Raw genomic sequence first — 24,777 nt, forward strand, 5'->3', positions numbered from 1 at the left:
CAGCCGATGATTCACTCCCTGCGCTGGAAGGGCGCCGCGTTCACGGTGCCCTTCCAACTCGGCTTCGTGTTTCTGTATCTGGTGCCGATCGGCTACGCCGTCTACCAGTCGCTGTTCCGCACCCAGCAGTCCGGACTCGGCCTCGGAGGCGCGTCGGAGAGGTTCTCCGGCCTGGACAACTACCAGCAAGGCATCACCGATTCGGCCTTCGTCAGCTCGGTCTTGCGTGTGGTGCTGTTCGCCTGTGTGCAGATACCGGTGATGCTGTTCGTCAGTCTGGTGCTGGCGCTGTTCCTGGACGCGCTCAGCTCGCGGGCGGCGAGCCGGTTCCGGATCCTGCTGCTGCTCCCGTACATGATCCCCGGGGTGGTCGCCGCCCTTGTATGGATCAATCTCTACAGCCCGGACGTCGGCCCGCTCACCCCGCTGGGCAAGCTGTTCGGCGCCGACTGGAACTTCTTCGCACCGTCCATGGTCTGGCCGTCCATCGGCAACCTGCTCACCTGGCATGGCATCGGCTACAACATGGTGATCATCTACTCGGCGCTCCAGGCCGTGCCGCGCGAGCTGTTCGAGGCCGCCAGGTTGGACGGCGCCTCGGAGGTGCGGATCGCCCGCAGCATCAAAGTGCCCTACGTGCGTGGAGCGTTGGTGCTGACCGGGCTGCTCTCCGTCATCCAGATGCTGCAGATCTTCAACGAGCCCGCACTGTTCCGAAATGTCACTCCGCAGACCGTGAACGACAGCTTCACCCCGATCATGATCATCTACAACCAGGCGTTCAACGCCGGCAACTACCACTACGCCGCGGCTCTGTCGGTACTGCTCGCGCTGATCCTGGGCATCGCCTCCTTCCTCTTCTACCGGCTGACTTCGAGGGAGGCCGACCGATGACGCTCACCGAAGACCGCGCACGGAGGAACCCGGCGCCTGCGGTGCGCCGCCGTACGGACCCCGACCCCGCCGCCCGTTCGCAGGGCGCCCAGCGGTTCCTCCTCCTGGGACTGACCCTGGCAAGCGCTTACAGTCTGTTCCCGGTGTGGTGGCTGATCGTCGCCGCAACCAAGGACCGCACCGGGCTGTATCAGAGCAACGGCCTGTGGTTCTCCGGCATGCATCTCTGGAACAACCTGCATCAGCTGTTCGCCTACGAGGACGGCATCTTCCTCCGCTGGACGGCCAACTCCCTGCTGTACGCAGGCGTCGGCTCGTTCGGCGGCACCCTGATCGCGCTAGCAACCGGTTACGGTCTGGCCCGCTTCGACTTTCCGGGTCGCGCCATGGTCTTCGCCTGTGTGGTGGGCTCGTTCCTGATCCCGATCGCCCTGCTCACGCTGCCGCTCTATCTGCTGTTCTCGGAGATCGGCCTGGTCGACACTCCGTGGGCGATGCTGATCCCCTGCCTGATCAATCCGTTCAGCGTGTATCTCGCCAAGGTGTACACCGAGGCGACGATCCCCTTCGAACTCCTCGAGGCGGCCCGCCTGGACGGCGCGGGCGAACTCCGCATCTTCGTCAGCATCGTGCTCCGCATGATGACCACGGGCGGCGCGACCGTGTTTCTGCTGGCCTTCGTCAACACCTGGAACGCCTTCTTCCTGCCGCTGACCGTGCTGCGCGGCGAGGAGAACTGGACGCTCAACATCGGTCTCTACAACTGGAGCGGCAAGCGGCTGGAATCCGGTGTCGACCTCACGAGCCTGGTGCTGACCGGCGCACTGCTGTCCATCGTACCGATGGCGATCATGATGGTCGCGATGCGCCGCTACTGGCGGACCGGGGTCACCCTGGGGGCGCTGAAGTGACCGTCCTGCACAACCCTGTGATCCGCGGTTTCGCGCCCGATCCTTCCCTGATCCGGGTCGGGGACTGGTACTACGTGGCGACCAGTTCCTTCGAATGGTTCCCGACGATACCGCTCCACCGATCACGTGACTTGGCGCACTGGGAGTACGCGGGCCATGTCCGAGGTGCCGCTCCGGGCGGGACGTTGGCCGGTGTGCCCGACTCGGGCGGCATCTGGGCGCCGTCGCTGAGCTGGGACGGCAAGCGTTTCTGGGTGGTCTACACCGTCGTACGGTCCGTCGGCACGCCCTACTTCGACCAGGACACCTACGTCACCACGGCCACTGACGTGACCGGCCCGTGGGCGCCGCCACGCCGCGTCGCGAGTCACGGCTTCGACCCCGCCCTCTTCCACGAGGAGGGCCGTCTGTGGCTGCTCAACCTCCAGAACGACCACCGCCCCGGGGGAGCGCGCTTCGCGGGTATCGTCCTGACGGAACTGGACCGCGGCACGCTCACCCCGCTCGGCGTCACCCATCTCCTCCTTCAGCACGAACGGCTCGTCGAGGGACCGAAGTTGCTCACCCACCACGGGTGGTACCACCTGGTCCTCGCCGAGGGAGGAACCGGTTTCGAGCACGGTGTCCGTACGGCCCGCAGCCGCACTCTCACCGGGCCCTACACACTCGACGACCGACCGTTGCTCACGTCACGCGACGACCCGCGGCTGCCGCTGCAGAAGGCGGGGCACGCCGAGCTGGTGGAAACACCGGACGGCGAGTGGTTTCTGAGCCACCTCACGGCCCGCCCCGTCGACACCGGAAGCGGCCCCCGCTGCACCCTCGGCAGGGAGACGGCGATCCAGGCGGTGACCTGGGACGCGGAAGGCAAACCACGACTGCGCCAGGGTGGTTGGCATCCAGACGTCGAAGTGGAGGGTCCCGCGAGTACGCCCGAAATCACCCAACAGGTCGATACACAGGATGTGTTGGGCTGGCCATGGAGCACGCTGCGCGAAGCACCGGATCCCGCCTGGGCGGATCTCGTCTCCCGGCCCGGCTGGATTCGGCTGCGCGGACGACACGGCCCGGAGTCGCGCTGGGCGCAGAGCCTGCTCGCGCAGCGCCTCACCGAGCACCGCTGCACCGCCCAAGTCACCCTGCAGGCCAGGCCGTCCACCTTCACTCAGGCCGCGGGCCTCATCCTTCGCTATGACGCGCAGGCATACCTCTCCCTCGATCTGACGTGGGCGGAGCCTGCGGCCGAGCCGCAGCGCGGTCAACAGTGGCGCGGTGCGGGACGGGCGGTGCTCAGTTTGGTGGAGCGCGACGAGAGGGGTCCGCGACAGGCAGCGGTCGTGGACGTCGACGTGAGGGTGCCGGTCACGCTGGGCGTGACGGTCGCGGGGGCGGAGGCGCAGTTCTGGTACCTGCGCGGCGGAGTACGCGCTCCGGTCGGTCCGCCACTGGACGCCGGCCGACTGTCGGACGATCACGGCGACCGGCTGCGCTTCACCGGCACCCTGGCCGGGATCCACGCCCGGGACCTGGTCGATGCGTCCTTCACCGCCGACTTCCGGGACTTCCGACTGGCGTGCATACCGGCATGACGACGGCATTCCGCCCGGGAGCTCCGGCAGCGGCCCTGCCGGCATGTGCCGACTCGGCGAACCCGACCCTGTCCGGCGCCCGTCCCTGTTTCAGGCCGCCGGTCTCGTCTCAGGACGGCTGTCCCCTCGCGCCGCGTCCGGGGTCTCGAAAGTTCCGGCGCTCAAGATCCTGCGTTTTCCGGAGTCTTCACGTCACGCCGAGGCACACCTAGGATAGCAAGCGCTTTCTGCGAGCTGTCTGTTTCCGAATCGGCTCCGAAAGGGCGCTGGTCGAACTTTCGCTGGCCTTCGGGCGGGCCGGAGAGGTGGTTCCCGATGGTGCGCACGGCAAGTGCGAGCGTGACGGCTGGGCCGACCCTGGCGGTCGTGGCCCGCGAGGCGGGGGTGTCGGTGCCGACCGCCTCCAAGGTGGTCAACGGCAGGGAGGATGTCGCCCCCGAGACCAGACGCCGCGTGACGGAAGCGCTGGACCGGCTGGGCTATGTACGCAGACCACGCTTCGACGCGACCAAGCCGCCCCGGCTGATCGACCTCGTGGTGCACTCGCTGGACAGCTCCTGGTCGGGCGCGGTGCTGCACGGCGTGGAGGAGGCGGCGCATGACGCGGGTCTGGACGTGGTCGTCTCCGCAGCGCTGTCCCGTACCCGTGTCGGCCGTCCGCAGCGCGGCTGGCTGGACAAGCTGACGGTGCGCGGGTCGGCCGGAGTCCTGTTCAACCTGACGGAGTTGACGGGCTCTCAGTACGCCTGGCTCGAGCAGCACCGCACCCCGTTCGTGCTGATCGACCCGGTGGTCGAGCCGCCGCCCGGGGTGGTGTCGGTGGGCGCGGCGAACTGGCAGGGCGGAGTGACGGCGACCGAGCACCTGCTGGCGCTCGGCCACGAACGCATCGCCGTGATCGCCGGCCCGCGCCGCAAGATGTGCAGCAGCGCCCGGGTAGCCGGTTACCGCTCGGCCCTGGCGTCGGCAGGAATCACCTGCCGCCCCGAGTACCTGCGCAACGGCGGGTTCGACGAGTCCGTCGCGCACCGGCGCATGATTGAGCTGCTCGATCTGCCCGAACCGCCGACGGCCGTCTTCGTCTGCTCCGACCGCATGGCCCTCGGCGCCTATCTGGCCTTGACGGAGAGGGGGTTGAGGGTCCCGTACGACGTCAGTGTGGTCGGATTCGACGACTTGCCGGAGTCCCGATGGGCCACCCCCGCTCTCACCACCGTGCGCCAGCCGCTGGCGGAGATGGCGGCCACGGGGCTGCGGTTGTTGCTGCGGATGATGGACGGCGAGCACCCGGAGGGGACGCGGACGGAGTTGTCGACACGGCTCGTGGAGCGGGCGAGCACGGCTCCACCACTCCGGCGGGCAACGGCATGAAACGGTGACCTCCCGGCGTTACTGATCGTTTTCCGGGCATGAAACCCAGCACGCGCGCCACAGTCCTGTTCGTCGTTGTCTCCGCCGTCCTCATCACCGTCATGGGGACGGCCCAGGCCGCGACTCTCGGTATCGTCCCTCGGGACGCCACCGCTCACGCCACCGTCAGCGATCCCGGTGACGAGACGGGCGACGAGCCCGAAGACGTCGAGTTGGACGAGGCCGGACACCCGGACGTCGACGAGGACTGACGCACCGTTCGGCAACCCGGCCGCCCCGGCCTGGCCGTTCGTGTGGCGTCGGCACGGTACGAGCGTCACGGCCGCGCCCGGGCCCCGGCCGTCGCCGTGGCCGTCGCTGCGATGCGCTTCTTCACCACCGTGGGGTGCCTCGCCCGGCAGCGGGCGCTCGCCCGGGTTGCCGAGAAAGTCGTCGTAACAGACAGCGGAAGGCCGGGAGCCACTATGACGGCGACTCCCGGCCGGTGATCTCCTCGCCTCAGTCCTCACCCCGGTCCGGCGCGCCGACCAGGGCCTCCATCATGTCGACAGCGCTTCCGTCGTGGTCGCTGCCCGCGGTGCCGCTGCTCCCCTGCTGGACGTTGGCGGTCCGGTCGACCTCCAGGATCGAGTCGGCGTGCGAATTGTCGATCACGGTGATCAGGCTGCCTTCGGCGACCGCCGGCGCCGTGGCGGCGCCCAGCAGGGCGGCCGCCAGGACCGTCGCCGTCCCGAGCCGGGGCGCGACCAGGCTCACGCGTTCACGCTCTCGGGCGCGGTACGCAGGCGCGCGATGTTCCGCTCCAACAGCTCGGTCGAGGCCCGTACGCCGATGCCGCCCGCCGCGTCCACCTCGGGAAGCCTGCCGTCGGCGCGCTTGAGGTCGGTGAGTGCTGAGTCCATCGCCGCGTGCGCGGCGAACAGACACGGCGTGCTGTAGATCGCGATGTTCACGCCCAGGTCGGACAGTTCGCTCAGCGAGAGCCTGGGGGACTTGCCGCCGGCGATCTGATTGAACAGCAGCGGCTTGTTCCCCACCACGTCACGGATCCGGCGGATCCACTCCACGGTGCGGACCCCGTCGACCAGGATCACGTCCGCGTCGGTGGCGGCCAGCGTGGCGGCCCGCCGCAGGATGTCGTGCTCGTCGGTCGCGTCCGTACGGGCCACCACGACCAGGTCGCGCCGGGTGGCCAGCACCATCTCCAGTTTCGCCAGGTACTCGTTCAGCGGCAGTACCTGCTTGCCGTCGGCGTGCCCGCACCGGCGCGGCCGCTTCTGGTCCTCCAGGATCACGCCCGAGGCCCCGATGCGCTCGAGGCCCTCCACCACATGACAGGCGACCTCCGGATCGACGTACCCGTCGTCGATGTCCACCAGCAGGTGCTGCTGCGGGAACGCGCCCCGCAACCGCTGGACGAACGCCACCATGTCCGGCCAGGCGATGAAACCGATGTCCGGCAGCCCGTAGTGCGAGGCCGCGAAGCCGAAGCCCGAGACGAACATCCCGTCGTAGTGCTCCGCCGCGATCGACGCCGAGTACATGTCGTACACGCCGATCAACGGGGTCGTGCCCGGGTCGGCGATCCGCTCCCGCAACTTGTTCCCGTAAGTCACCGTCCGGCTCCTCCAATGGAGTCGAGGGGTCAACACACCAGGTGCAAGAAAGCCGTTGCGACACAACGGCCCTTTACGAAGACAAAAGGATCTCTATGTCGATGCGCGGCTTCCTCCATGTGAAGGCTTTGCTCACCCCAATGGCGCAACCGGTTCACCGGAGAAACGTCACTGGTCCCGCAGCCGTGCCACCCAGGCGATGCCGCCGCCCAGATGGGCACGGAAGTGAGGGTCGGCGTAGGCCTGGGACGCGTGTCCGAGGGCCGTGTAGAAAACGCGTCCCCGGCCTTGCTCACGGCACCAGACCAGCGGGTGGTCGGCTCCCATTCCGCCCCCCGTGTAGGACGACTCGTCGGCGCCTGCGAGAACACGTACCCGCCCGCGCGGGTTGGCGCGGAAGTCGTACCACTCGTCGGTGAAGTCCCAGACGGCCGGCAGCGAGCGGGTGGCGGGGTGGTCGTGGTCCTCGATCACCACCTTGCCCGACTGGTACTCGGGATGGCGGGCGAAGCGGGCGCCGAGGAGTTCGCCGAAGTACGGCCAGTCGTACTCGGTGCAGGCCGCCGCATGGACCCCGGCGAAACCGCCCCCCGCCTCGACGTAACCGGCAAGGCGTTCCCGCCCTGCCGGGGTCAGCACCGCACCACTGGTGGAGAGGAAGACCACGGCCGCGTACCCGTCCAGCGCGGCCTCCAGCGCAGCCGGATCCTCGGTGTGGTCGACGACGAACTCGCCCAACCCGCTTACGGCGGCGATGGCGTCCGGGATGGAGTCGTGGCGGTAATCGGTGGTGCGGGTGTACACGAGCAGGCGGGCGGTCATGGGGACGAGCCTAGGCGGACGGGAGTTCGGGTCCCAGGGAGACGATCAGGACGAAAGTTTCGAAGGTGAGCGTTGTTTTCGGAGGGCTGAGCAGGGGTGTAACCGGTTGCTCGTGTTCGCGCAGGCCCTCTGAGGTGCCCGGCTTCCGCGCGAGCCGCCGCTGCAGGCGAGTCCACCGCTTTCATCCGGTTTCCGACGCCGACCGTCGCCGGCCGCCGCCGATCGCCCCCGGTCGTCACTGACGACGAGCGCGGATCAGCAAGCACGCCGGCCGTGCGGGTACGGCGGGGGTGCCGAGCGGCGCATGGAACCCCCACCCCAGCCTGCCGCACAGGTGTTCCATGGGCGCGGCAGTCTCGGAGGCCGGGCGCGTAGGCTCGGGCAGGATGAACACCATTCCCGCACACCTCGACCACATCGTCCTCGCAACGCCCGATCTGGCGGCGACGGTCGCCGAGTTCACCCGGCGCACGGGAGTGGCCCCGGCGCCGGGCGGAGTGCATGTCGGGCTCGGTACCCGCAACTACCTGGTCGACCTGGGCCATCGCGCGTATCTGGAGATCATCGGCCCGGATCCGGAACAGCCGGCACCGTCCTACCCGCGCCCCTTCGGCGTGGACGCGCTCGCCTCCGCGCGGACGATCACCTGGGCCATCAGCCCGCCCGATCTGGACGCGACGGTCGAGGCCGCCCGCTCGCGGGGCTACGACACCGGTGACGTACGGGAGATGAGCCGGCGTCGCCCCGACGGCACCCTGCTGCGATGGCGGCTGACCGATGGCGGCTCCCCACATCCGTCCGGCCTGGTGCCGTTCCTCATCGACTGGGGCAGCACCACCCATCCCTCCGCCTCAGGCCTGCCCGTCAGTCCCCTGCTGGAACTGACCGCCACCGCTCCCGACCCCGAGGAGATCCGCCCCGTGCTGAGCACCCTCGGCACCGACCTCGCTCTCACCGAGGGCCCGGCGGGATTCTCGTTCACGGTGGACACACCCAACGGGCCGGTGACCTTCGGCTGACCCGAGGAGCTCCTGCCCTCGGCAAGCGCGGCCATCCGCTCTCGGTCAGTCCGGGGAAACGGAGCGGCCTGGTCGAGGTCGGCATCAGTGGACCTCGCGGCGGCGGCCGTCTCCTGCTCGTGCGGATCCCGGAGCCGACCGACAGCAGCTCCTTCCGCCCCTGGCGGCGAATGTCGGCGCGCTCTCGCGGCCCGCGGCCGAGAAGGTGATCGGTAACAGGGCTCAGCCGGTCGTCGGGACGGAGCTGGGTTCCGTGTCCCACGCTGCCGGGATCCGCCCACCGGCGCCGTCCGGGTGTACGCAAAGGTTTTCCGGGGGTGTGTCCGTTTCTTTCAAGACCAGCCGCGGCAGCGCTGCCTACCGTTGCCGTATGAGTCCACGATTCGATGCCATCGGCCTGGTCGTATCCGACATGGCCGCGTCCGTCTCCTTCTACCGTCGGCTCGGTTTCGCCTTTCCCGAGGAGGCCGAGCACGAGCCGCACACCGAGGCCGAACTGCCCGGTGGACTGCGGCTGTTGCTGGACACCGAGGACACCGTCCGTTCGTTCAACCCGGGATGGCAGCCGCCCTCCGGTGGTGGTCGGACCTCACTCGCGCTGCGCTGTGACACACCGGGCGAGGTCGACACGGTGTACGAGGAGTTGCTGGGCGCCGGCCACCGAGGTGACCTGAAGCCGTGGGACGCCTTCTGGGGGCAGCGATACGCCGTCGTGCTCGACCCCGACGGCAACGGCGTCGACCTGTTCGCGCCGCTCCCTCAGTAGCGCAGCCCGCTCAACGCAGGAGAGCGCCCAGCGTGAGGCCCGTGAACTCCCTGACGTCCCGGGAGAGATGGGCCTGGTCGGCGTAACCGGCCCGGTTCGCCGTGTCCGCGTACGGCACACCCTGCCGGGCCAGCGCCAGAGCCCGTTGCAGGCGCAGGATCCGGGCCAGCGTCTTGGGACCGTAGCCGAAGGCGGACAGCGAACGGCGATGCAACTGGCGTGCTCCGAGGCCCAGTTCGTCGGCCGCTTCGGCCACTGCCCGACCTGCCGCGAGGGCGGTGACCAGTCGGCGCAGCGCCCGGTCCGGCGGCTCCGCCCTCTCCAGCGCCAGCTCCTCCAATGCCACCGCCGGGTGCGGGGCCGCGGCGACCCGGTCGGTAAGGCGACGTACCTCCGCCGCGGTCCACAGGTCGGCCAACTCGACGCGGCGATCGCGTAGTTCATGGGCCGGTACGCCGAGCAGCGCAGGTGCGGTGCCGGGGAACAGGCGGATGCCCGCCCAGGTCACGGGCGGGCCGTCGGGTACATGAGCGCGGGTGTCCGGCCCGGCGACCAGCAGCCTGTCTTCGCGCCACAGCAGATCCATACAGCCGTCCGGGAGGACGGGAAGCGTGCCGGGTGCCCCGGACGGCTTGTTCGTCCACACCACCGCCCCGACCAGTCGGGAGGGCCGCTCCTCGTACATGTACGCCAGGCTACGCCTCCGGGATCCGGGGCGCCGGTACGGAGCCGCTGCGCTTTCTGCCCCGCTTCCACCAGCGCCTCCTACGGGAGGCGCCGCCATCCGTACGCAGCAGCAGCGCGTTTTCCGCGGCAAGGAAACCGCATACCGCCGCCTGCCAAGCGCTCTCACGGCCCCTGTCCGGAGATCGTCGTAGGCATAGCGTCAGGCTTGCTACAGCCAGCGGCCGAAACACGACCGGAAACACGTTCCCCCGCCCTTCCCGGCCTCTCCTCCGCAATGCACCCTCCCTGGCAGGGCACCGCACCGCACCGCACCGCCCGCACCCGCGCCCCGGCCGTCCCAACCGGTCCATCCGATGCATCCGGTCCGCCCGGTCCGTGCGGTCCGTCCGTCCAGGTCCCCACGCCCCGGGCTCTGTCTATGCCACCCGCGTCCGGTGTTCCTGTGGGCTCACGCCGTACGCCCGCTTGAAGGCGCTGGACAGGGCGAAAGCACTGCCGTAACCGACCTGGCGGGCGATCGCGCCGATCGTGTCCTCGGTGTCGCGCAGTCGGTCGGCGGCGAGAGCCAGGCGCCGGCCGGTGAGGTAGGTCATCGGGGGTTCGCCCACGAGCTCGCTGAAGCGGCGGGCCATGGCGGCCCGGGAGACACCCGCCTTCGCGGCGAGGGAAGCGACGGTCCAGGGGTGCGCCGGGTCGTCCTGGACCAGCCGCAGAACGCGGCCCACGACCGGGTCGGCCAGCGCCTGGTACCAGGCCGGCGCCGCCGCTTCCGGGCGGGAGAACCAGGCCCGCAACGCGGCGATGACCAGGAGGTCGAGCAGACGGTCGAGGACGACCTCCTGACCTGGTTCGTCGCGGATGATCTCCTCCGTGAGCAGGGGGGTGAGCGGGCACTGCCAGACGTCGGAGGTCAAGGAGAGCAGTGGGGGCAGCGCATCCAGCAGTCGGCCGCTGATCTCGCCCTGCATCAGGTAGGTGCCGATCAGCACCACGGTGGAGCCGTCCAGTCGGTCGCCCCAGGTGCGTACACCCAGATCCATGGAGCCGTTCAGGAGGCGCCCGTCGGGGTACGCGCACTGTCCGCCGGGGAGGATCAGCGCCTGTGGGGGCGTGCCGGGGGCATCGGCGCAGGTGTAGGGGGCGGGGCCGCGGGCGATGGCGAGGTCGCCGGCCCGCAGGCGGACGTTCTCCCCGTCGTCCGGTACGACCCAGCCCTCGCCGCGCACCATGAGCATGACCGTCAGCGGGGCTCGGTCCTCGACCCGCACGGCCCAGGGTGGGTCGAAGCACGCGCGGATCATGAGGGCGCCACGCGCGCGTGGACCCTCCAGCAGGCCTGCAAGGGGGTCCCCCCGCGTGAGCATGTTCGAGCGTGGGGGAGCGTCCATGCGGCAAGCGTAGACGCGCGCTTATGGGAATGAGCCGTTCAGCGATGGGACCGTGCGGCGTACGGCAGTTGACTGAAGGCATGACACAGAACACGGCACCGATGACGGTGGTGGTGACCGGCGCGTCCGGTCGTACGGGCAGCCGGGTGGCGCAGGCGGCCGAGACGGCCGGGCTGACGGTGCGGGCGGCCTCGCGGGCCCAGGGGTTCGACTGGCACGACGGCTCGACGTGGGCGGACGTGCTGCGCGGCGCGGACGCGGCATACCTGGTGTATCCCTCGGACGTGGGGGCGCCGGACGCGGCCGACGCGGTGGGACGGCTGGCCCGGGAGGCGGTCGCGTTCGGGGTGCGGCGGCTGGTGCTGTTGTCGTCGCGGGGTGAGGAGCGGGCGTTGCCGACCGAGGAGGCGCTGCGGGCGTCGGGCGCGGACTGGACGGTCGTACGGGCCGCGTGGTTCGCACAGAACTTCAGTGAGGGGCCGCTGGTGGAGGGGCTTCGGCAGAGCGGGGAGCTGGTGTTCGCGGGTGGGGAGGTACCGGAGCCGTTCGTCGACCTGCGGGATGTCGCCGACGTGGTGGTGAAAACGCTTACCGAGGGTGACCGGTACGTGGGCCGGACACTCGAGGTGTCCGGGCCACGCCTGCTGACGTTCCGGGAAGCGGTTGCGGAAGTAGGGCGGGCAGCCGGGCGCGAGCTGACGTACACGCCCGTGCCGGCGCATCAGTACGGTGAGCAGTTGGCCGGGTTCGGGGTTCCCGCGGAGGAAGTCGCGTTCCTGGTGGAGTTGTTCGAGTCGCTGCTGGACGGTCGCAACGCCCATCTCTCGGACGGCGTCCGACAGGTGCTCGACCGCGAGCCGCGTGACTTCACGGGGTTCGCGAAGGAGTCGGCGGGGGCCGGCGTCTGGAAGGCGTAGATTGCGCGTTTCCGGGAGCGCTCCGGGGCCTCGCTCCTCCTCGGTTCGCCCCGCGGGGACTCATCTCCCGGAGGGCTCATCTCTCCGGGGGCTGTTCCTCCCCGTTTCCGCCGTTTCCCCCGTGGCCCTTCGGAAAACTCTTCGCATGCGTCCGGAAACGTCCTGTCACATCCTCCGGGGGAAGGAAGCGGGACCAGCGCTCGGGAAACTCGGACGGCATGTCGGGATCGTCGGGGTCGTCGTCCTCGTGGGAGCGGATCGCCGCCATGCGGGCGACGTACTCCGCGGCCTCCTCCTCCCGAAGCCGTTCGTTGGCGGCGCGGGCCGCGGCCGTCGCGGCGGCCGGCCAGACCCTGTCGATCGCGGCGTTGACGGCGGCACCGACCAGCACGGCGAACGCGGACACGCCGATCCACAGCAGTACGGCGACGGCGGCGGCGAGGGAACCGTAGATCGTGGCGCCCTCGATCGTGTTCGTCAGGTAGATGCGCAGCAGGAAACTGCCGAGCACCCACATGGCGAGGGCGACGAGCGCGCCGGGGACGTCCTCGATCCACGGCGAGCGCACGGGTACGGAGACGTGGTAGAGCGTTGTCAGAAACGCGACGGACAGAACGATCACGACCGGCCAGTACAGGACCTGCACCACGGTGGTCGACCAGGGGACGATCCGCACCACCGCGTCCGGCCCGGCGACCATCAGCGGCAGCGCGACCGAGCCGATCAGCAGGGCCCCGACGAACAGCAGGAAGGCCACCAGTCGCGTCTTGACGATGCCGCGCACGCCGTCGAGGCCGTACATCACGGTGATGGTGTCGATGAAGACGTTCACCGCGCGCGAGCCCGACCAGAGCGCGAACAGGAAGCCGATGGAGATGACGTCGGGGCGGCCGCCCTTCATCACATCGTCGAGGATCGGCTGGGCGATCTGCCTGACGCCCTTGTCCGAGAGGACCGTGCGCGAGGCGTCGAGGAGGTTGGCCTCCAGGCTGGTGATGGTGTCGGTACCGGTCCAGTCGTCGACGTAGCCGAGCAGTCCGATGAGGCTGAGCAGCAGCGGCGGCACGGACAGCAACGTGAAGAAAGCGGCTTCGGCGGCGAGACCGAGGATGCGGTACTCGATGCAGGTGTTGGTGGTGTCCTTCAACAGCAGCCAGGCTGTCCGTCGCTTGGAAACGTTGCGGTAAAGGGCACGCGCCCGGTGGAGACGCCCGGTGGGGCTCCCGGGTTGCTCGGGTGACTGACTTCCTGGCTGCACGCCCTAAAGGTATCCGCCGTTCGGGGCTGCACTCACCTCCGGCAAGGCCACTTCACCGGGTCGGGGAGCGGCACGCGCGCTCCCGGGTGGCCATGACCGTCGTACCCGGGGGTAGGTTCTGGCTATGGCAGGCACCACGCACACCGTGACCAACCAGCCCCCGCCCCTGACCGGGTACGACGTGTACGGCGCCGATCAAGCGCTGGTGGCGGCCGTGGAACGGCATCTTGATCCGGAACTGCTCGACGAGGCGCACGGTGAGTTGTCTGCGCTCGGCCGGGCGGCCGGATCGGAGCAGCTGCACGAGTGGGCGGTGCAGGCCAACGAGTATCCGCCGAAACTGTGTACGCACGACCGGTACGGGCACCGCATCGACGAGGTCGACTTCCATCCGGCCTGGCACCGGCTGCTGGGCAAGGGGGTCGGAGCCCACCTGACGGATGCCTGGGTGCGGCCGGGCGGGCATGTGCGCCGGGCGGCGGGTTTCCTGGTGTGGACCCAGGTGGAGGCGGGCAACGGCTGTCCGCTGTCGATGACCCACGCGGCGGTGCCCGCGCTGCGCGCCGATCCGGAGCTGGCGGCCGAGTGGGAGCCCCGGCTGACGTCCACGATCTACGACCGTGAGCTGCGGCCGGCCCGACTGAAGGCCGGGGCGCTGTTCGGCATGGCGATGACGGAGAAGCAGGGTGGCAGCGACGTACGGGCGAACGCGACGGTCGCCACTCCTCTCGCCGAGGACGGGACGTACGAACTGACCGGGCACAAGTGGTTCTGTTCGGCGCCCATGTCGGACGGTTTCCTGGTGCTCGCGCAGGCGGCCCCTTTCCGGGGCGAAGGCGGGCTCACCTGTTTCCTCGTGCCGCGCGTGCTGGAAGACGGTACCCGTAACGTTTTCCGCCTCCAGCGGCTCAAGGACAAGCTGGGAAACAGGTCCAACGCGTCCGCCGAGGTCGAGTTCGACGGGACGTGGGCCCGTCGGGTCGGTGAGGAGGGGCGCGGGGTGCGCACCATCATCGACATGGTGGCGGCGACCCGGCTCGACTGTGTGCTGGGCTCGGCGGGGCTGATGCGGCAGGCGGTGGCGCAGGCGATCCATCACTGCACCCACCGTGAGGTGTTCGGCGGGAAGCTCGTCGACAAGCCGCTGATGCGCAACGTTCTGGCCGACCTCGCGCTGGAGTCGGAGGCGGCGACCGTGCTCGCGCTGCGGCTGGCGGCGGCCTATGACGACGGTGGGGAGCAGGAGCGGGCGTTGCTGAGGATCGCGGTTCCGGCGGCCAAGTACTGGGTCACCAAGCGCTGTGCGCCGGTGGCGGTGGAGGCGTCGGAATGCCTGGGTGGAAACGGTTACGTCGAGGAGTCGGGAATGCCCCGGCTGGTGCGCGAGTCGCCGTTGAACTCGGTCTGGGAGGGTGCGGGCAACATCCAGGCACTGGACGTGCTGCGCGCACTGCAACGGGAGCCCCAGGCGCTGAACGCCTATCTCCAGGAGGTGGGGCAGGCGCGCGGGGCCGATCACCGGCTGGACAAGGCGATCAAGGGTCTGCTGACGGAGCTGGCCGACCTGGACGGCGTGGAGGGACGGGCGCGCCGGTTGGCGGAGCGGTTCGCTCTGGTGCTTCAGGGGGCACTGCTCGTACGATTCGCGCCGCCGGAGGTCGCCGACGCGTTCTGCGCCTCGCGGCTGGGCGGGGACGGCGGCGCGGCCTTCGGGACACTGCCCCACACTCTCGACCTGGCGTCGATCGTCGAGCGGGCCGAACCCCGCCGCTGACCGCGCCGGCCTGCGTGAACAGGAAGCGGGGGTGGTGCTGCGCCGACACGGCACCACCCCCGCCGCAATGGCCCTGCGAGGCCAGAATCGCCGCTCGGGACGACGTGGCTCAAGTTTCAAACAGTCTGTGGATGTCCACCAGGGTTGCAGGGGGTTGCAACTTGTCGGTGGTTGTGACCGGACTGTGCCCCTCCGTCACCCGTGGCGGGCAAGATGGGGCCTTCAGCAAGACCGGAAACAGTCGGCGCAGAAACTTGACATCCGGTTGTCCGACTGTGTGTTCCCGGGAGGCCAAGTGGTGATGCCACCGATGAACGTGCCGCAGCTCGCGGCCATCGACGCCGCGCGGGCTGCGCGGGTGCTCAACGAGGTGCGCGACGCCCGGCTCGCCGGTCAGCAGACGCGCGTCGCCCCGCGCCCGGTGATCGAGCAGTCCTGGGATCGGATGCTGCGCAGCGGTGTCGACCCGGACCACGATTTCCGAGCGGGGCTGCTCAGCGCCGACGAGGTGCGGCGCAGGCGGGAGGAGTCGCCGTTGCGGGAGGTGCTCCCGGTGCTGCGCGAGGGGCTGCTGTCGGTCGCGGACGTGGCCCACCACATCATGGTCGTCGCCGACGAGGAGGGCCGGGTGTTGTGGCGTGAAGGCTGCGGACCCGTGCTGCGCAAGGCCGACGGGCTCGGCTTCGCGCTGGGTGCGGACTGGGGCGAGGCCGTGGTCGGCACCAACGGCGTGGGCACTCCGGCGGTGGTGCGCCGTCCCGTGCAGGTGTTCGCCGCCGAGCACTTCGTGCGCTCGCACGCCGCCTGGACCTGCGCGGGCGCCCCGATCACCGACCCGCGCAACGGCCGGCTGCTCGGTGTGGTCGATGTCAGTGGGCCGCTGGAGACGATGCATCCGGCCACGCTCGCCTGGGTCGACGCGGTGGCGAAGCTCGCCGAGTCCAGGTTACGCGAGAGGCACCTGGGGTCACTGGAGCGGTTGCGCGCGGTGGCGGCACCGGTGCTGGCCCGGCTGGGCGGCCGGGCGGCGGTGGTGGACGGGGACGGGTGGACGGCCGCGGTGACCGGGATGCCGTACGCGAGCCGTATCGCGCTGCCCAAGTCGTCGTCCCCGGGCCGCCGCTGGCTCCCGGCACTGGGGCTGTGTTCGATGGAGCCGCTGGCCGGGGGCTGGCTGGTGCGGTCGGTGGACGAGAGCGCGGAGTCGGCGCCGCACGGCGCGAGCCGGATCGTGCTGGACCTGACCCGGCCCCGGCGCTGGTCGGTGACGGTGTCGGGGGGCGCGGGTTCGTGGTCGCACGAACTCAGTCCCCGGCACGCCGAGTTGCTCTATCTGCTGGCGGCCGACCGGGGCGGCCGCAGCGCGGCGGGCCTGGCCGAGGACATGTTCGGCGACCCGGGCCGTACGGTGACGGTGCGGGCCGAGATGTCCCGGGTGCGGCGGTATCTCGGGGGTTTCCTGGAACATCGGCCGTATCGTTTCTGCGAGGACGCCGAGCTCGAGGTGCTCCTCCCGGCGGATCCGAAGGGTCTGCTGCCGCATTCGACCGCGCCCGCGGTGGTGAGAAACCGGGCGGCGGCGCCGTAGAAACCATGTTCGCCCGAGTCCTTCCGGTGGCATCTTCCGCATATTTGCGGAGTCTTCGCCCCCACGGCGCCCGACTGCCGTAGCATCCCTCTACGGGTCACCCCACCTGCTCCTCGGTCAACGTACGGATCATCAGGCGCAGTTGGCCCGCCTCGGGAGGGCAAATGAAGCAACGCGGCCGACACCGCCGGCGCAGACGAGGCAGGGCACTGCGCGCGTTCCTGTCCGGAACCGCCCTCGCGCTCACCGCTGCCGCCACCATGATCAGCGCCTCCCAGGCAACGGTCACGGACGACGGGCCCGGGGACCTGAAACCGCTGACGGCCTCGGCCGAGACCGGAAAACTGCGCCTCACGGAGAACCGGGTACCGCAGGCCTCCCTGGACCGGCTCGCCGCGGGAATGGGGCGACCGGTCGGCGTCGGCGCGGTGCTGGACGGGGCCGACCGCACCCTGCGGGACGCGATCGACTGCTCGGCCACCGAGCGCAGGGCTCTGCCCGTCTCCCCCGCGGCCTCGCGTGCCTACTGCTGGAACACCGACGACACCGAGGGCTGGCAGCCGGGCGCGGTCACCACCTCGGGGGACGCGGACGACGACGGCGTCTGGGGCTCGAACCGGGTGATCCTCTCCGGCTGGTCGCGCAGCGGCGGCACGGACGCCGACCGGGGTCTGGCCCGGGTCGGCTTCGTGAACGCGGGCGACCTGAGCCACCTCACCTACACCTGGGCCCTGCTCGCCGTCCCGGTGGACGAGGGGCGGGACTACCGGGGGCTGGTCTCGCATGTCTCCGGGATGGTCTGGTACCAGGACAAACTGCTGGTCACCGCCGACGAGGGGGACCGGGCCGCGCTGTATGTGTACGACATGAACCGGGTCCAGCGGGCCGGCGTCGCCGGTGCCGCGGTCGGGCGGGTGCCGGGTGGCTGGTCCGCAAACGGTTACCGCTTCGTACTGCCGGCCATCGGTTCCTACGAGCTCAGCGGGGACTCCGACGCCCCGCACCCCGCAACCGTTTCCCTCGACCGCAGCACCGCGCCGGACAGCCTGGTCGCCGGGGAGTGGACGCTCGACGACGGCGACCGCAAGGCCCGCCTGTGGCGTTACCCCTTCAGCACTGCCCCCGGCCACGAGGGGCTGCTCGCCACGAGCGCCACCGGCCGGGTACGGGCCTCGGAGGCGTACGAGACGAAGGTGACGGGCGTACGCGGCGTGTTGTCGTACGGGGAGGAGTGGTACGTGAGCCGTGCCGCCGGCCCACGGGACAGGCAAGGGACGCTGTGGCGGCAGGACGCCGGCAGGAGTGACGACAACAAGTCGGACACGTCCGAGGCGGCCGTGTGCGGCACCAAGGAAACGCACAGTTGCTGGAGCCCGCAGACCGAATCCCTTTCCTACTGGGAGGCGACCGGCGAGGTCTGGACCCAGTCGGGACGAACGCTCTTCGCGCTGCCGCTGGCCTCGATCGACAGAACAAGCGGGTAGATGATTCCCTGACGGGCATGACCAACATCCCCGTGACCACCTGGTCCCTGGAGCAGACCGACCCGAACGACGTCCTCCCGGCCGCCGCGCCCGAGGGTGACGTCCGGGTCGTCCGCTCCGAGGTCCCCTCCCCCGAGTTCAGCCGTTTCCTGTACGCGTCCGTCGGCGGGGACATCCGCTGGATCGACCGGCTGCGCTGGACGTACGCGCAGTGGCAGGAGCATCTGGCGCGCCCGGGGGTCGAGACCTGGGTCGCCTACGACCGGGGGACGCCGGCCGGGTACGTAGAGCTGGAGCCGCAGGACGACGGCGCCGTAGAGATCGTTTACTTCGGCCTGATCCCGGCCTTCCGGGGACGGCGCATCGGCGGGCACCTGCTGGCGTACGGCGCCGCCCGTGCGTGGGACCTCGCGGACCGCTGGCCGGGACTGCCGGGGACCAAGCGGGTGTGGCTGCACACGTGCAGCCTGGACGGCGAGCACGCCATGGACAACTATCAGCGACGCGGTTTCAAGCTGTTCGACACCAAGGTCGAGGAGCAGCCCGAGGTGTCCGCGCCGGGCCCCTGGCCAGGCGCCCTCCCCGCCTGACTCCTCGCTCATACCGGCTGTGACCTGCGCCGACAAGAGGCCCCGCGGGTCATGTGATCGACGACACCCTTGTCTCACATTGCGGGACCAGGGTGTCCGCATCGCGGACGAAGCTGGACTGTGTCCAGATCGCCGTGACACGCTTTCGCCATGTCCGGAACTGGAATTGCCTTGGTGAGTCGGCGGCACGTCGACCTCGGCCGCATGTCCAGCGCCATCTGTCCGGCGAGCTGACGAGCCGCAGCACCGCCGACATCTACGTTCGAGCCTCCCGCCTGCGCAATGACGCGCACGTATGCTCCATGCGCCCGCGCGCGCAGGTCAGAGACGCCCGCCCGTCACCCGACCACCACCCCTGCCGGACGGCGCTCCGCGCCGACACCTTCCTCCGCTGTCCCGAAGGACGTATCAACCATGGCCGCCACCCCGCAGAACCCTGCCGCCGCGACTCCCCGCCGCAAGGTGAGCCGTCACCGCGGTGAGGGCCAGTGGGCCGCGGGACACTTCACCCCGCTCAACGGCAACGAGCAGTTCAAGAAGGACGACGACGGTCTCAATGTGCGGACACGCATTGAGACGATCTACTCCAAGCGGGGCTTCGACTCGATCGACCCCAACGATCTGCGCGGCCGGATGCGCTGGTGGGGCCTGTACACCCAGCGCAAGCCGGGGATCGACGGCGGCAAGACGGCGATCCTGGAGCCGGAGGAGCTGGACGACAAGTACTTCATGCTGCGGGTCCGCATCGACGGCGGCCGGCTCACCACCGGGCAGCTGAGGGTGATCGGCGAGATCTCGCAGGAGTTCGCCCGCGGCACCGCCGACCTCACCGACCGGCAGAACGTCCAGTACCACTGGATCCGCATCGAGGACGTGCCCGAGATCTGGAACCGCCTCGAGGCGGTCGGTCTGTCCACCACCGAGGCCTGCGGTGACACGCCCCGGACGATCCTCGGCTCGCCGGTGGCCGGCATCGCCGAGGACGAGATCATCGACGGCAGCCCGGCCGTGGAGGAGATCAGCCGCCGGTTCATCGGCAGCAAGGAATTCTCCAACCTGCCGCGCAAGTTCAAGACGGCGATCTCCGGCTCCCCGCTCCTGGACGTCGCCCACGAGATCAACGACGTCGCGTTCGTCGGCGTCCAGCACCCCGAGCACGGCCCCGGCTTCGACCTGTGGGTCGGCGGTGGGCTCTCCACCAACCCGAAGATCGGCGTCCGGCTCGGCGCCTGGGTCCCGCTGGACGAGGTCCCGGACGTCTGGGCGGGCGTGATCGGCATCTTCCGCGACTACGGCTACCGGCGTCTGCGCACGCGGGCGCGCCTGAAGTTCCTGGTCGCCGACTGGGGCCCGGAGAAGTTCCGCCAGATCCTCGAGGACGAGTACCTCGAGCGCAAGCTTGCCGACGGCCCGGCGCCTGCCGCCCCCGTCGAGCGCTGGCGCGACCACGTGGGCGTGCACCGCCAGCAGGACGGCCGTTACTACGTCGGTTTCGCCCCGCGTGTCGGCCGCGTGGACGGCGCCACCCTGACGAAGATCGCGGAGCTCGCCGAGGCACACGGATCGGGCCGGGTGCGGACCACCGTCGAGCAGAAGATGATCGTCCTCGACGTCGAGGAGGGGCAGGTCGAGTCGCTGGTCGAGGCGCTGGAGGCGCTGGACCTGACCGCCAAGCCGTCCCCCTTCCGGCGCGGCACCATGGCCTGCACCGGCATCGAGTACTGCAAGCTGGCCATCGTCGAGACCAAGCAGCGCGGCTCCGCACTGATCGACGAACTCGAGCGCCGCATCCCGGAGTTCGACGAGCCGATCACCATCAACATCAACGGCTGCCCGAACGCCTGCGCGCGCATCCAGGTCGCGGACATCGGCCTCAAGGGCCAGCTGGTCCTGAACGACCGGGGCGAGCAGGTCGAAGGCTTCCAGGTGCACCTGGGCGGCGCACTCGGGCTGGAAGCCGGTTTCGGCCGCAAGGTCCGTGGTCTGAAGGTCACTTCGGAGGAACTGCCGGACTACGTGGAACGCGTGCTGAAGCGGTTCCAGGACGAGCGCGAGGACGGCGAGCGGTTCGCCGTCTGGGCCACGCGCGCCAGCGAGGAGGCCCTCTCATGAGCGAGCGGGCCGCACCCTTCTACTGCCCCTACTGCGGCGACGAGGACCTGCGTCCGAACGAGCAGGGCCATGGCGCCTGGGAATGCGCGGCATGCAACCGCGCATTCCAGCTGAAGTTCCTCGGGCTGCTCGCCCGGGGCGTTCAGCACACCGACCCGGGAGGGGACCGGATATGACGACGCTTCAGGAAGGCCGTACGACCGACGAGTTGAAGGCTCTCGCCGAACAGGCGGGCCGCGACCTGGAGGAGGCCTCCGCGCTGGAGATCCTCCAGTGGGCGGTGGACACCTTCGGCAAGCAGTTCTGCGTGACGTCCTCGATGGAGGACGCCGTGGTCGCGCACCTGGCGTCCCGGGTCCGCAAGGGCGTGGACGTGGTGTTCCTCGACACCGGTTACCACTTCCCCGAGACCATCGGCACCCGGGACGCGGTCGAGGCGGTGATGGACGTCAACGTCATCACGCTCACCCCGCGCCAGACGGTCGCCGAGCAGGACGCCGAGTACGGGCCGAAGCTGCACGACCGCGACCCGGACCTGTGCTGCAAGTTGCGCAAGGTGCAGCCGTTGGAAGAGGGGCTCGAGGGCTACCGGGCCTGGGCCACCGGCCTGCGGCGCGACGAGTCCGCGACCCGGGCGGGAACTCCGGTGGTCGGCTGGGACGACAAGCGGCAGAAGGTCAAGATCTCGCCCATCGCCCGCTGGACCCAGGACGACGTCGATGCCTACATCACCGAGCACGGCGTCCTGTCCAACCCCCTGCTGATGGACGGTTACGCCTCCGTCGGCTGCGCCCCCTGCACCCGCCGGGTCCTGGCGGGCGAGGACGCGCGCGCCGGCCGCTGGGCGGGACGCTCGAAGACCGAGTGCGGGCTGCACGGCTGACCGCGATGACCTCGAACTCGACGAACACCCCCACGCCCACCCCCACTTCAACGAACCGGGAGAACCACGTGACGACCGGAGCCACCGTCTGGCTCACGGGTCTGCCGAGCGCCGGCAAGACCACCATCGCGTACGAGCTGGCAGGCCGACTGCGCGAGGAGGGCCACCGCGTCGAGGTGCTCGACGGCGACGAGATCCGCGAGTTCATCTCCGCGGGCCTCGGTTTCAGCCGCGAGGACCGGCACATCAACGTGCAGCGCATCGGTTTCCTGGCCGAACTGCTCGCCCGCAACGGCGTCAAGGCGCTGGTCCCGGTGATCGCGCCGTACGCCGACAGCCGGGAAGCGGTGCGCAAGCGCCATCAGGAGAGCGGAACCGGTTACCTGGAGGTGCACGTGGCGACCCCGGTCGAGGTGTGCTCGGTCCGGGACGTGAAGGGTCTGTACGCCAAGCAGGCGGCGGGCGAGCTGTCCGGGCTCACCGGGGTCGACGACCCCTACGAGGCCCCGGAGTCGCCGGACCTGCGGATCGAGTCCCAGGACCAGACCGTGCAGGAGTCCGCGGCGTCGGTGTACGCCCTGCTCACCGAGAGGGGACTGGCATGACGACGACCGTCGCCGAGGCCGAGGAGGGCACGGCCAGCCCGTACGCCCTCAGCCACCTGGACTCGCTGGAGTCCGAGGCGGTGCACATCTTCCGCGAGGTGGCGGGCGAGTTCGAGAACCCGGTGATCCTGTTCTCGGGCGGCAAGGACTCCATCGTCATGCTGCACCTGGCCCTGAAGGCGTTCGCTCCCGCCCCGGTCCCCTTCTCGCTCCTGCACGTCGACACCGGGCACAACTTCCCCGAGGTCCTCGAGTACCGCGACCGGGTCGTCACCGCGCACGGGCTGCGCCTGCACGTGGCCTCCGTCCAGGACTACATCGACCGCGGTGCGCTGCGCGAACGCCCCGACGGCACGCGCAACCCGCTCCAGACGCTGCCGCTGACGGAGAAGATCCAGTCCGAGAAGTTCGACGCCGTCTTCGGCGGCGGACGCCGCGACGAGGAGAAGGCCCGCGCCAAGGAACGGGTTTTCTCCCTGCGTGACGAGTTCTCCCAGTGGGACCCCCGCCGCCAGCGCCCGGAGCTGTGGAACCTCTACAACGGCCGCCACGCCCCCGGTGAGCACGTGCGGGTCTTCCCGCTGTCCAACTGGACCGAGCTCGACGTCTGGCAGTACATCGCCCGGGAGGGCATCGAACTGCCCGAGATCTACTTCGCGCACGACCGGGAGGTCTTCCGGCGCGGTGGGATGTGGCTGACCGCCGGCGAGTGGGGCGGGCCGAAGGACGACGAGACCGTCGAGAAGCGCCTCGTGCGCTACCGGACCGTAGGCGACATGTCCTGCACCGGCGCCGTCGACTCCGACGCGGTGACGCTCGACGACGTCATCGCCGAGATCGCCGCCTCCCGGCTCACCGAGCGCGGCGCCACCCGCGCCGACGACAAGATGTCCGAGGCCGCGATGGAAGACCGCAAGCGCGAGGGGTACTTCTAAGCATGAGCACGATCACCTCCGAGGAACTCTCGGCAACGACCCTGCTGCGGTTCGCCACGGCCGGTTCCGTCGACGACGGCAAGTCCACACTCGTGGGCCGGCTCCTGCACGACTCCAAGTCGATCCTCAGCGACCAGCTCGAGGCCGTGGAGCGCGCCTCGGCGAACCGCGGCCAGGAAGCCCCCGACCTGGCGCTCCTCACCGACGGCCTGCGCGCCGAGCGCGAGCAGGGCATCACCATCGACGTGGCCTACCGCTACTTCGCCACACCCCGGCGCCGCTTCATCCTCGCCGACACGCCCGGTCATGTGCAGTACACCCGCAACATGGTGACGGGTGCCTCCACGGCCGAGCTGACGGTGATCCTGGTCGACGCCCGCAACGGGGTTGTGGAACAGACCCGCAGGCACGCGGCGATCGCCGCCCTGCTCCGGGTTCCGCACGTCGTTCTCGCCGTCAACAAGATGGACCTGGTCGAGTACAGGGAAACCGTCTTCGCGGAGATTGCCGAGGAGTTCACGGCGTACGCGAGCGAGCTCGGTGTTCCCGAGGTCACCGCGATCCCGATCTCCGCGCTCGCCGGTGACAACGTGGTGGATCCGTCGGCGAACATGGACTGGTACGGCGGGCCGACCTTCCTGGAACACCTGGAAACGGTTCCCGTCAGCCACGACCTGGCGCACTGCCACGCACGGCTGCCGGTGCAGTACGTGATCCGTCCGCAGACCGCCGAGCACCCGGACTACCGGGGGTACGCGGGCCAGATCGCGGCCGGCACGTTCCACGTGGGCGAGGCGGTGACGGTCCTGCCGTCCGGCCGTACCTCGACGATCTCCGGCATCGACCTGCTGGGCGAGCCGGTGGACGCGGCGTGGACGACCCAGTCGGTGACCGTGCTGCTCTCGGACGACATCGACATCTCGCGCGGCGACCTGATCGTGCCCACCAAGGACGCGCCGCCCACCACGCAGGACGTCGAGGCGACCGTGTGCCACGTGGCCGACCAGCCGCTGACCGTCGGGCACCGGGTGCTGATCAAGCACGGCACCCGCACGGTCAAGGCGATCGTCAAGGACATCCCGTCCCGTCTCACGCTCGACGACCTGTCCCTGCACCCGCACCCGGGACAGCTCATCGCCAACGACATCGGCCGCGTGAAGATCCGTACCTCGGAACCGCTTCCGGTGGATTCCTACGCGGACTCCCGCCGCACCGGCTCGTTCATCCTGATCGACCCGGCGGACGGCACCACGCTCACCGCGGGCATGGTCGGCGAGTCGTTCGCGTCGCCCGAGCCGGTCAAGGACGAGTCCGACGACGACGGTTGGGACTTCTGAAAATGACCACAACCGACTTCTACTCCACGTTCGCGAAGGAGGGCGGCCGCGTCGGCAGCGGCGCCCTCGGCAGCGGGCAGGGCGGAGTGGCGCGATGTGCGCTCTGACGTACGCGCACTGCCTGCGCGCCCCATCCCCCCACCCGCCGTCCCGGAAGCGACGAAAACCCTTTGCCGATTTCCCGGCCACGACCTGAGAACCCGTGACCGCCGGGCCAACGAGAGGAACCCC

25 protein-coding genes are annotated in these 24,777 nt (G+C 69.9%); 19 read left to right on the top strand and 6 right to left on the bottom strand.

The window, feature by feature from the left end; all coding sequences use genetic code 11:
* Positions 1-6 precede the first annotated feature (6 nt).
* The 5 genes from OHU34_RS10025 to OHU34_RS10045 all read left to right on the top strand — a co-directional run bounded on the left by OHU34_RS10025 (position 7) and on the right by OHU34_RS10045 (position 5,016).
* A complete protein-coding gene (locus OHU34_RS10025) occupies positions 7-894 on the top strand; it encodes a carbohydrate ABC transporter permease (RefSeq protein ID WP_405765911.1) in 888 nt (295 codons plus the stop codon).
* A complete protein-coding gene (locus tag OHU34_RS10030) occupies positions 891-1,805 on the top strand; it encodes a carbohydrate ABC transporter permease (protein ID WP_230194336.1) in 915 nt (304 codons plus the stop codon). The genes OHU34_RS10025 and OHU34_RS10030 overlap by 4 nt, the downstream gene beginning before the upstream one ends.
* Complete coding sequence (locus OHU34_RS10035) at positions 1,802-3,394, top strand: family 43 glycosylhydrolase (RefSeq protein ID WP_405765915.1); 1,593 nt, start codon at positions 1,802-1,804, stop codon at positions 3,392-3,394. The genes OHU34_RS10030 and OHU34_RS10035 overlap by 4 nt, the downstream gene beginning before the upstream one ends.
* A gap of 315 nt (positions 3,395-3,709) precedes the next feature.
* Positions 3,710-4,765 (top strand): LacI family DNA-binding transcriptional regulator, encoded by a 1,056-nt coding sequence (locus tag OHU34_RS10040; protein ID WP_142266728.1) that lies wholly within the window; start codon positions 3,710-3,712, stop codon positions 4,763-4,765.
* Between the two features lie 38 nt (positions 4,766-4,803).
* On the top strand, positions 4,804-5,016 hold the full coding sequence (locus OHU34_RS10045) for a hypothetical protein (protein WP_142266727.1): 213 nt from the start codon (positions 4,804-4,806) through the stop codon (positions 5,014-5,016).
* 247 nt (positions 5,017-5,263) lie between these two features.
* On the opposite strand, the gene OHU34_RS10050 is transcribed toward OHU34_RS10045, so the two are convergent.
* The 3 genes from OHU34_RS10050 to OHU34_RS10060 form a co-directional block, all read right to left on the bottom strand.
* Positions 5,264-5,521 carry a hypothetical protein gene (locus OHU34_RS10050; protein WP_142266726.1) on the bottom strand — a complete coding sequence of 86 codons (258 nt, stop codon included), beginning with the start codon at positions 5,519-5,521 and terminating at the stop codon, positions 5,264-5,266.
* A complete protein-coding gene (locus OHU34_RS10055) occupies positions 5,518-6,381 on the bottom strand; it encodes an oxaloacetate decarboxylase (protein ID WP_142266725.1) in 864 nt (287 codons plus the stop codon). Before OHU34_RS10055 ends, OHU34_RS10050 begins: the two co-directional genes overlap by 4 nt.
* 168 nt (positions 6,382-6,549) lie before the next feature.
* A complete protein-coding gene (locus tag OHU34_RS10060) occupies positions 6,550-7,203 on the bottom strand; it encodes a ThuA domain-containing protein (RefSeq protein WP_230194338.1) in 654 nt (217 codons plus the stop codon).
* 386 nt (positions 7,204-7,589) lie between these two features.
* On the opposite strand from OHU34_RS10060, the gene OHU34_RS10065 reads away from it, so the two are divergent.
* Positions 7,590-8,222 carry a VOC family protein gene (locus OHU34_RS10065; RefSeq protein ID WP_142266723.1) on the top strand — a complete coding sequence of 211 codons (633 nt, stop codon included), beginning with the start codon at positions 7,590-7,592 and terminating at the stop codon, positions 8,220-8,222.
* A 370-nt stretch (positions 8,223-8,592) separates the two neighbouring features.
* Complete coding sequence (locus OHU34_RS10070; protein ID WP_200839841.1) at positions 8,593-8,988, top strand: VOC family protein; 396 nt, start codon at positions 8,593-8,595, stop codon at positions 8,986-8,988.
* Between the two features lie 10 nt (positions 8,989-8,998).
* On the opposite strand, the gene OHU34_RS10075 is transcribed toward OHU34_RS10070, so the two are convergent.
* Positions 8,999-9,673, bottom strand: coding sequence for a helix-turn-helix domain-containing protein (locus OHU34_RS10075; RefSeq protein WP_142266721.1), 675 nt, complete (start codon positions 9,671-9,673; stop codon positions 8,999-9,001).
* A 418-nt stretch (positions 9,674-10,091) separates the two neighbouring features.
* Positions 10,092-10,976, bottom strand: a complete 885-nt coding sequence (locus OHU34_RS10080) for an AraC family transcriptional regulator (RefSeq protein ID WP_405772222.1) — start codon at positions 10,974-10,976, stop codon at positions 10,092-10,094.
* A 167-nt stretch (positions 10,977-11,143) separates the two neighbouring features.
* Here OHU34_RS10080 and OHU34_RS10085 point away from each other — a divergent pair, with 167 nt between their 5' ends.
* Positions 11,144-11,980 (top strand): NAD(P)H-binding protein, encoded by an 837-nt coding sequence (locus tag OHU34_RS10085; protein ID WP_405765921.1) that lies wholly within the window; start codon positions 11,144-11,146, stop codon positions 11,978-11,980.
* A 76-nt stretch (positions 11,981-12,056) separates the two neighbouring features.
* Here OHU34_RS10085 and OHU34_RS10090 read toward each other — a convergent pair whose 3' ends face one another.
* Positions 12,057-13,238: a YihY/virulence factor BrkB family protein gene (locus tag OHU34_RS10090; protein WP_405765924.1), complete on the bottom strand. Its 1,182-nt coding sequence runs from the start codon at positions 13,236-13,238 to the stop codon at positions 12,057-12,059.
* A gap of 124 nt (positions 13,239-13,362) precedes the next feature.
* Here OHU34_RS10090 and OHU34_RS10095 point away from each other — a divergent pair, with 124 nt between their 5' ends.
* From OHU34_RS10095 to OHU34_RS10145, 11 genes are all read left to right on the top strand, one after another.
* Positions 13,363-15,012, top strand: a complete 1,650-nt coding sequence (locus OHU34_RS10095) for an acyl-CoA dehydrogenase family protein (RefSeq protein WP_405765927.1) — start codon at positions 13,363-13,365, stop codon at positions 15,010-15,012.
* 310 nt (positions 15,013-15,322) lie between these two features.
* Positions 15,323-16,600 (top strand): GAF domain-containing protein, encoded by a 1,278-nt coding sequence (locus OHU34_RS10100; protein ID WP_142266717.1) that lies wholly within the window; start codon positions 15,323-15,325, stop codon positions 16,598-16,600.
* A gap of 164 nt (positions 16,601-16,764) precedes the next feature.
* Positions 16,765-18,084 carry a hypothetical protein gene (locus tag OHU34_RS10105; RefSeq protein WP_142266716.1) on the top strand — a complete coding sequence of 440 codons (1,320 nt, stop codon included), beginning with the start codon at positions 16,765-16,767 and terminating at the stop codon, positions 18,082-18,084.
* A gap of 17 nt (positions 18,085-18,101) precedes the next feature.
* Positions 18,102-18,674: a GNAT family N-acetyltransferase gene (locus OHU34_RS10110; RefSeq protein WP_142266715.1), complete on the top strand. Its 573-nt coding sequence runs from the start codon at positions 18,102-18,104 to the stop codon at positions 18,672-18,674.
* Between the two features lie 150 nt (positions 18,675-18,824).
* Positions 18,825-18,908, top strand: coding sequence for a putative leader peptide (locus tag OHU34_RS10115; RefSeq protein ID WP_309486338.1), 84 nt, complete (start codon positions 18,825-18,827; stop codon positions 18,906-18,908).
* Between the two features lie 180 nt (positions 18,909-19,088).
* Positions 19,089-20,786, top strand: coding sequence for a nitrite/sulfite reductase (locus OHU34_RS10120; RefSeq protein ID WP_230194341.1), 1,698 nt, complete (start codon positions 19,089-19,091; stop codon positions 20,784-20,786).
* Positions 20,783-20,962, top strand: coding sequence for a hypothetical protein (locus OHU34_RS10125; RefSeq protein WP_142266713.1), 180 nt, complete (start codon positions 20,783-20,785; stop codon positions 20,960-20,962). The genes OHU34_RS10120 and OHU34_RS10125 overlap by 4 nt, the downstream gene beginning before the upstream one ends.
* Positions 20,959-21,669 (top strand): phosphoadenylyl-sulfate reductase, encoded by a 711-nt coding sequence (locus tag OHU34_RS10130; RefSeq protein ID WP_142266712.1) that lies wholly within the window; start codon positions 20,959-20,961, stop codon positions 21,667-21,669. The genes OHU34_RS10125 and OHU34_RS10130 overlap by 4 nt, the downstream gene beginning before the upstream one ends.
* Positions 21,670-21,674: 5 nt before the next feature.
* Positions 21,675-22,274 carry an adenylyl-sulfate kinase gene (gene cysC, locus OHU34_RS10135; RefSeq protein ID WP_142266711.1) on the top strand — a complete coding sequence of 200 codons (600 nt, stop codon included), beginning with the start codon at positions 21,675-21,677 and terminating at the stop codon, positions 22,272-22,274.
* Positions 22,271-23,209, top strand: coding sequence for a sulfate adenylyltransferase subunit CysD (gene cysD / locus OHU34_RS10140; RefSeq protein WP_020125334.1), 939 nt, complete (start codon positions 22,271-22,273; stop codon positions 23,207-23,209). The genes cysC and cysD overlap by 4 nt, the downstream gene beginning before the upstream one ends.
* A gap of 2 nt (positions 23,210-23,211) precedes the next feature.
* Positions 23,212-24,546: a sulfate adenylyltransferase subunit 1 gene (locus OHU34_RS10145; RefSeq protein WP_142266710.1), complete on the top strand. Its 1,335-nt coding sequence runs from the start codon at positions 23,212-23,214 to the stop codon at positions 24,544-24,546.
* Positions 24,547-24,777 lie beyond the last annotated feature (231 nt).

Source organism: Streptomyces sp. NBC_00080 (assembly GCF_045041255.1).
GTDB lineage: Bacteria > Actinomycetota > Actinomycetes > Streptomycetales > Streptomycetaceae > Streptomyces > Streptomyces coriariae.

Bases quoted from the DNA above. Each gene is read 5' to 3' on its own strand.
- OHU34_RS10025 (WP_405765911.1), top strand. From the start codon at position 7: ATGATTCACTCCCTGCGCTGGAAGGGCGCCGCGTTCACGGTGCCCTTC.
- OHU34_RS10030 (WP_230194336.1), top strand. From the start codon at position 891: ATGACGCTCACCGAAGACCGCGCACGGAGGAACCCGGCGCCTGCGGTG.
- OHU34_RS10040 (WP_142266728.1), top strand. From the start codon at position 3,710: ATGGTGCGCACGGCAAGTGCGAGCGTGACGGCTGGGCCGACCCTGGCG.
- OHU34_RS10045 (WP_142266727.1), top strand. From the start codon at position 4,804: ATGAAACCCAGCACGCGCGCCACAGTCCTGTTCGTCGTTGTCTCCGCC.
- OHU34_RS10060 (WP_230194338.1), bottom strand. From the start codon at position 7,203: ATGACCGCCCGCCTGCTCGTGTACACCCGCACCACCGATTACCGCCAC.
- OHU34_RS10065 (WP_142266723.1), top strand. From the start codon at position 7,590: ATGAACACCATTCCCGCACACCTCGACCACATCGTCCTCGCAACGCCC.
- OHU34_RS10070 (WP_200839841.1), top strand. From the start codon at position 8,593: ATGAGTCCACGATTCGATGCCATCGGCCTGGTCGTATCCGACATGGCC.
- OHU34_RS10075 (WP_142266721.1), bottom strand. From the start codon at position 9,673: ATGTACGAGGAGCGGCCCTCCCGACTGGTCGGGGCGGTGGTGTGGACG.
- OHU34_RS10080 (WP_405772222.1), bottom strand. From the start codon at position 10,976: ATGATCCGCGCGTGCTTCGACCCACCCTGGGCCGTGCGGGTCGAGGAC.
- OHU34_RS10085 (WP_405765921.1), top strand. From the start codon at position 11,144: ATGACACAGAACACGGCACCGATGACGGTGGTGGTGACCGGCGCGTCC.
- OHU34_RS10095 (WP_405765927.1), top strand. From the start codon at position 13,363: ATGGCAGGCACCACGCACACCGTGACCAACCAGCCCCCGCCCCTGACC.
- OHU34_RS10100 (WP_142266717.1), top strand. From the start codon at position 15,323: ATGAACGTGCCGCAGCTCGCGGCCATCGACGCCGCGCGGGCTGCGCGG.
- OHU34_RS10105 (WP_142266716.1), top strand. From the start codon at position 16,765: ATGAAGCAACGCGGCCGACACCGCCGGCGCAGACGAGGCAGGGCACTG.
- OHU34_RS10110 (WP_142266715.1), top strand. From the start codon at position 18,102: ATGACCAACATCCCCGTGACCACCTGGTCCCTGGAGCAGACCGACCCG.
- OHU34_RS10115 (WP_309486338.1), top strand. From the start codon at position 18,825: ATGTCCGGAACTGGAATTGCCTTGGTGAGTCGGCGGCACGTCGACCTC.
- OHU34_RS10120 (WP_230194341.1), top strand. From the start codon at position 19,089: ATGGCCGCCACCCCGCAGAACCCTGCCGCCGCGACTCCCCGCCGCAAG.
- OHU34_RS10125 (WP_142266713.1), top strand. From the start codon at position 20,783: ATGAGCGAGCGGGCCGCACCCTTCTACTGCCCCTACTGCGGCGACGAG.
- OHU34_RS10130 (WP_142266712.1), top strand. From the start codon at position 20,959: ATGACGACGCTTCAGGAAGGCCGTACGACCGACGAGTTGAAGGCTCTC.
- cysC (WP_142266711.1), top strand. From the start codon at position 21,675: ATGACCTCGAACTCGACGAACACCCCCACGCCCACCCCCACTTCAACG.
- cysD (WP_020125334.1), top strand. From the start codon at position 22,271: ATGACGACGACCGTCGCCGAGGCCGAGGAGGGCACGGCCAGCCCGTAC.
- OHU34_RS10145 (WP_142266710.1), top strand. From the start codon at position 23,212: ATGAGCACGATCACCTCCGAGGAACTCTCGGCAACGACCCTGCTGCGG.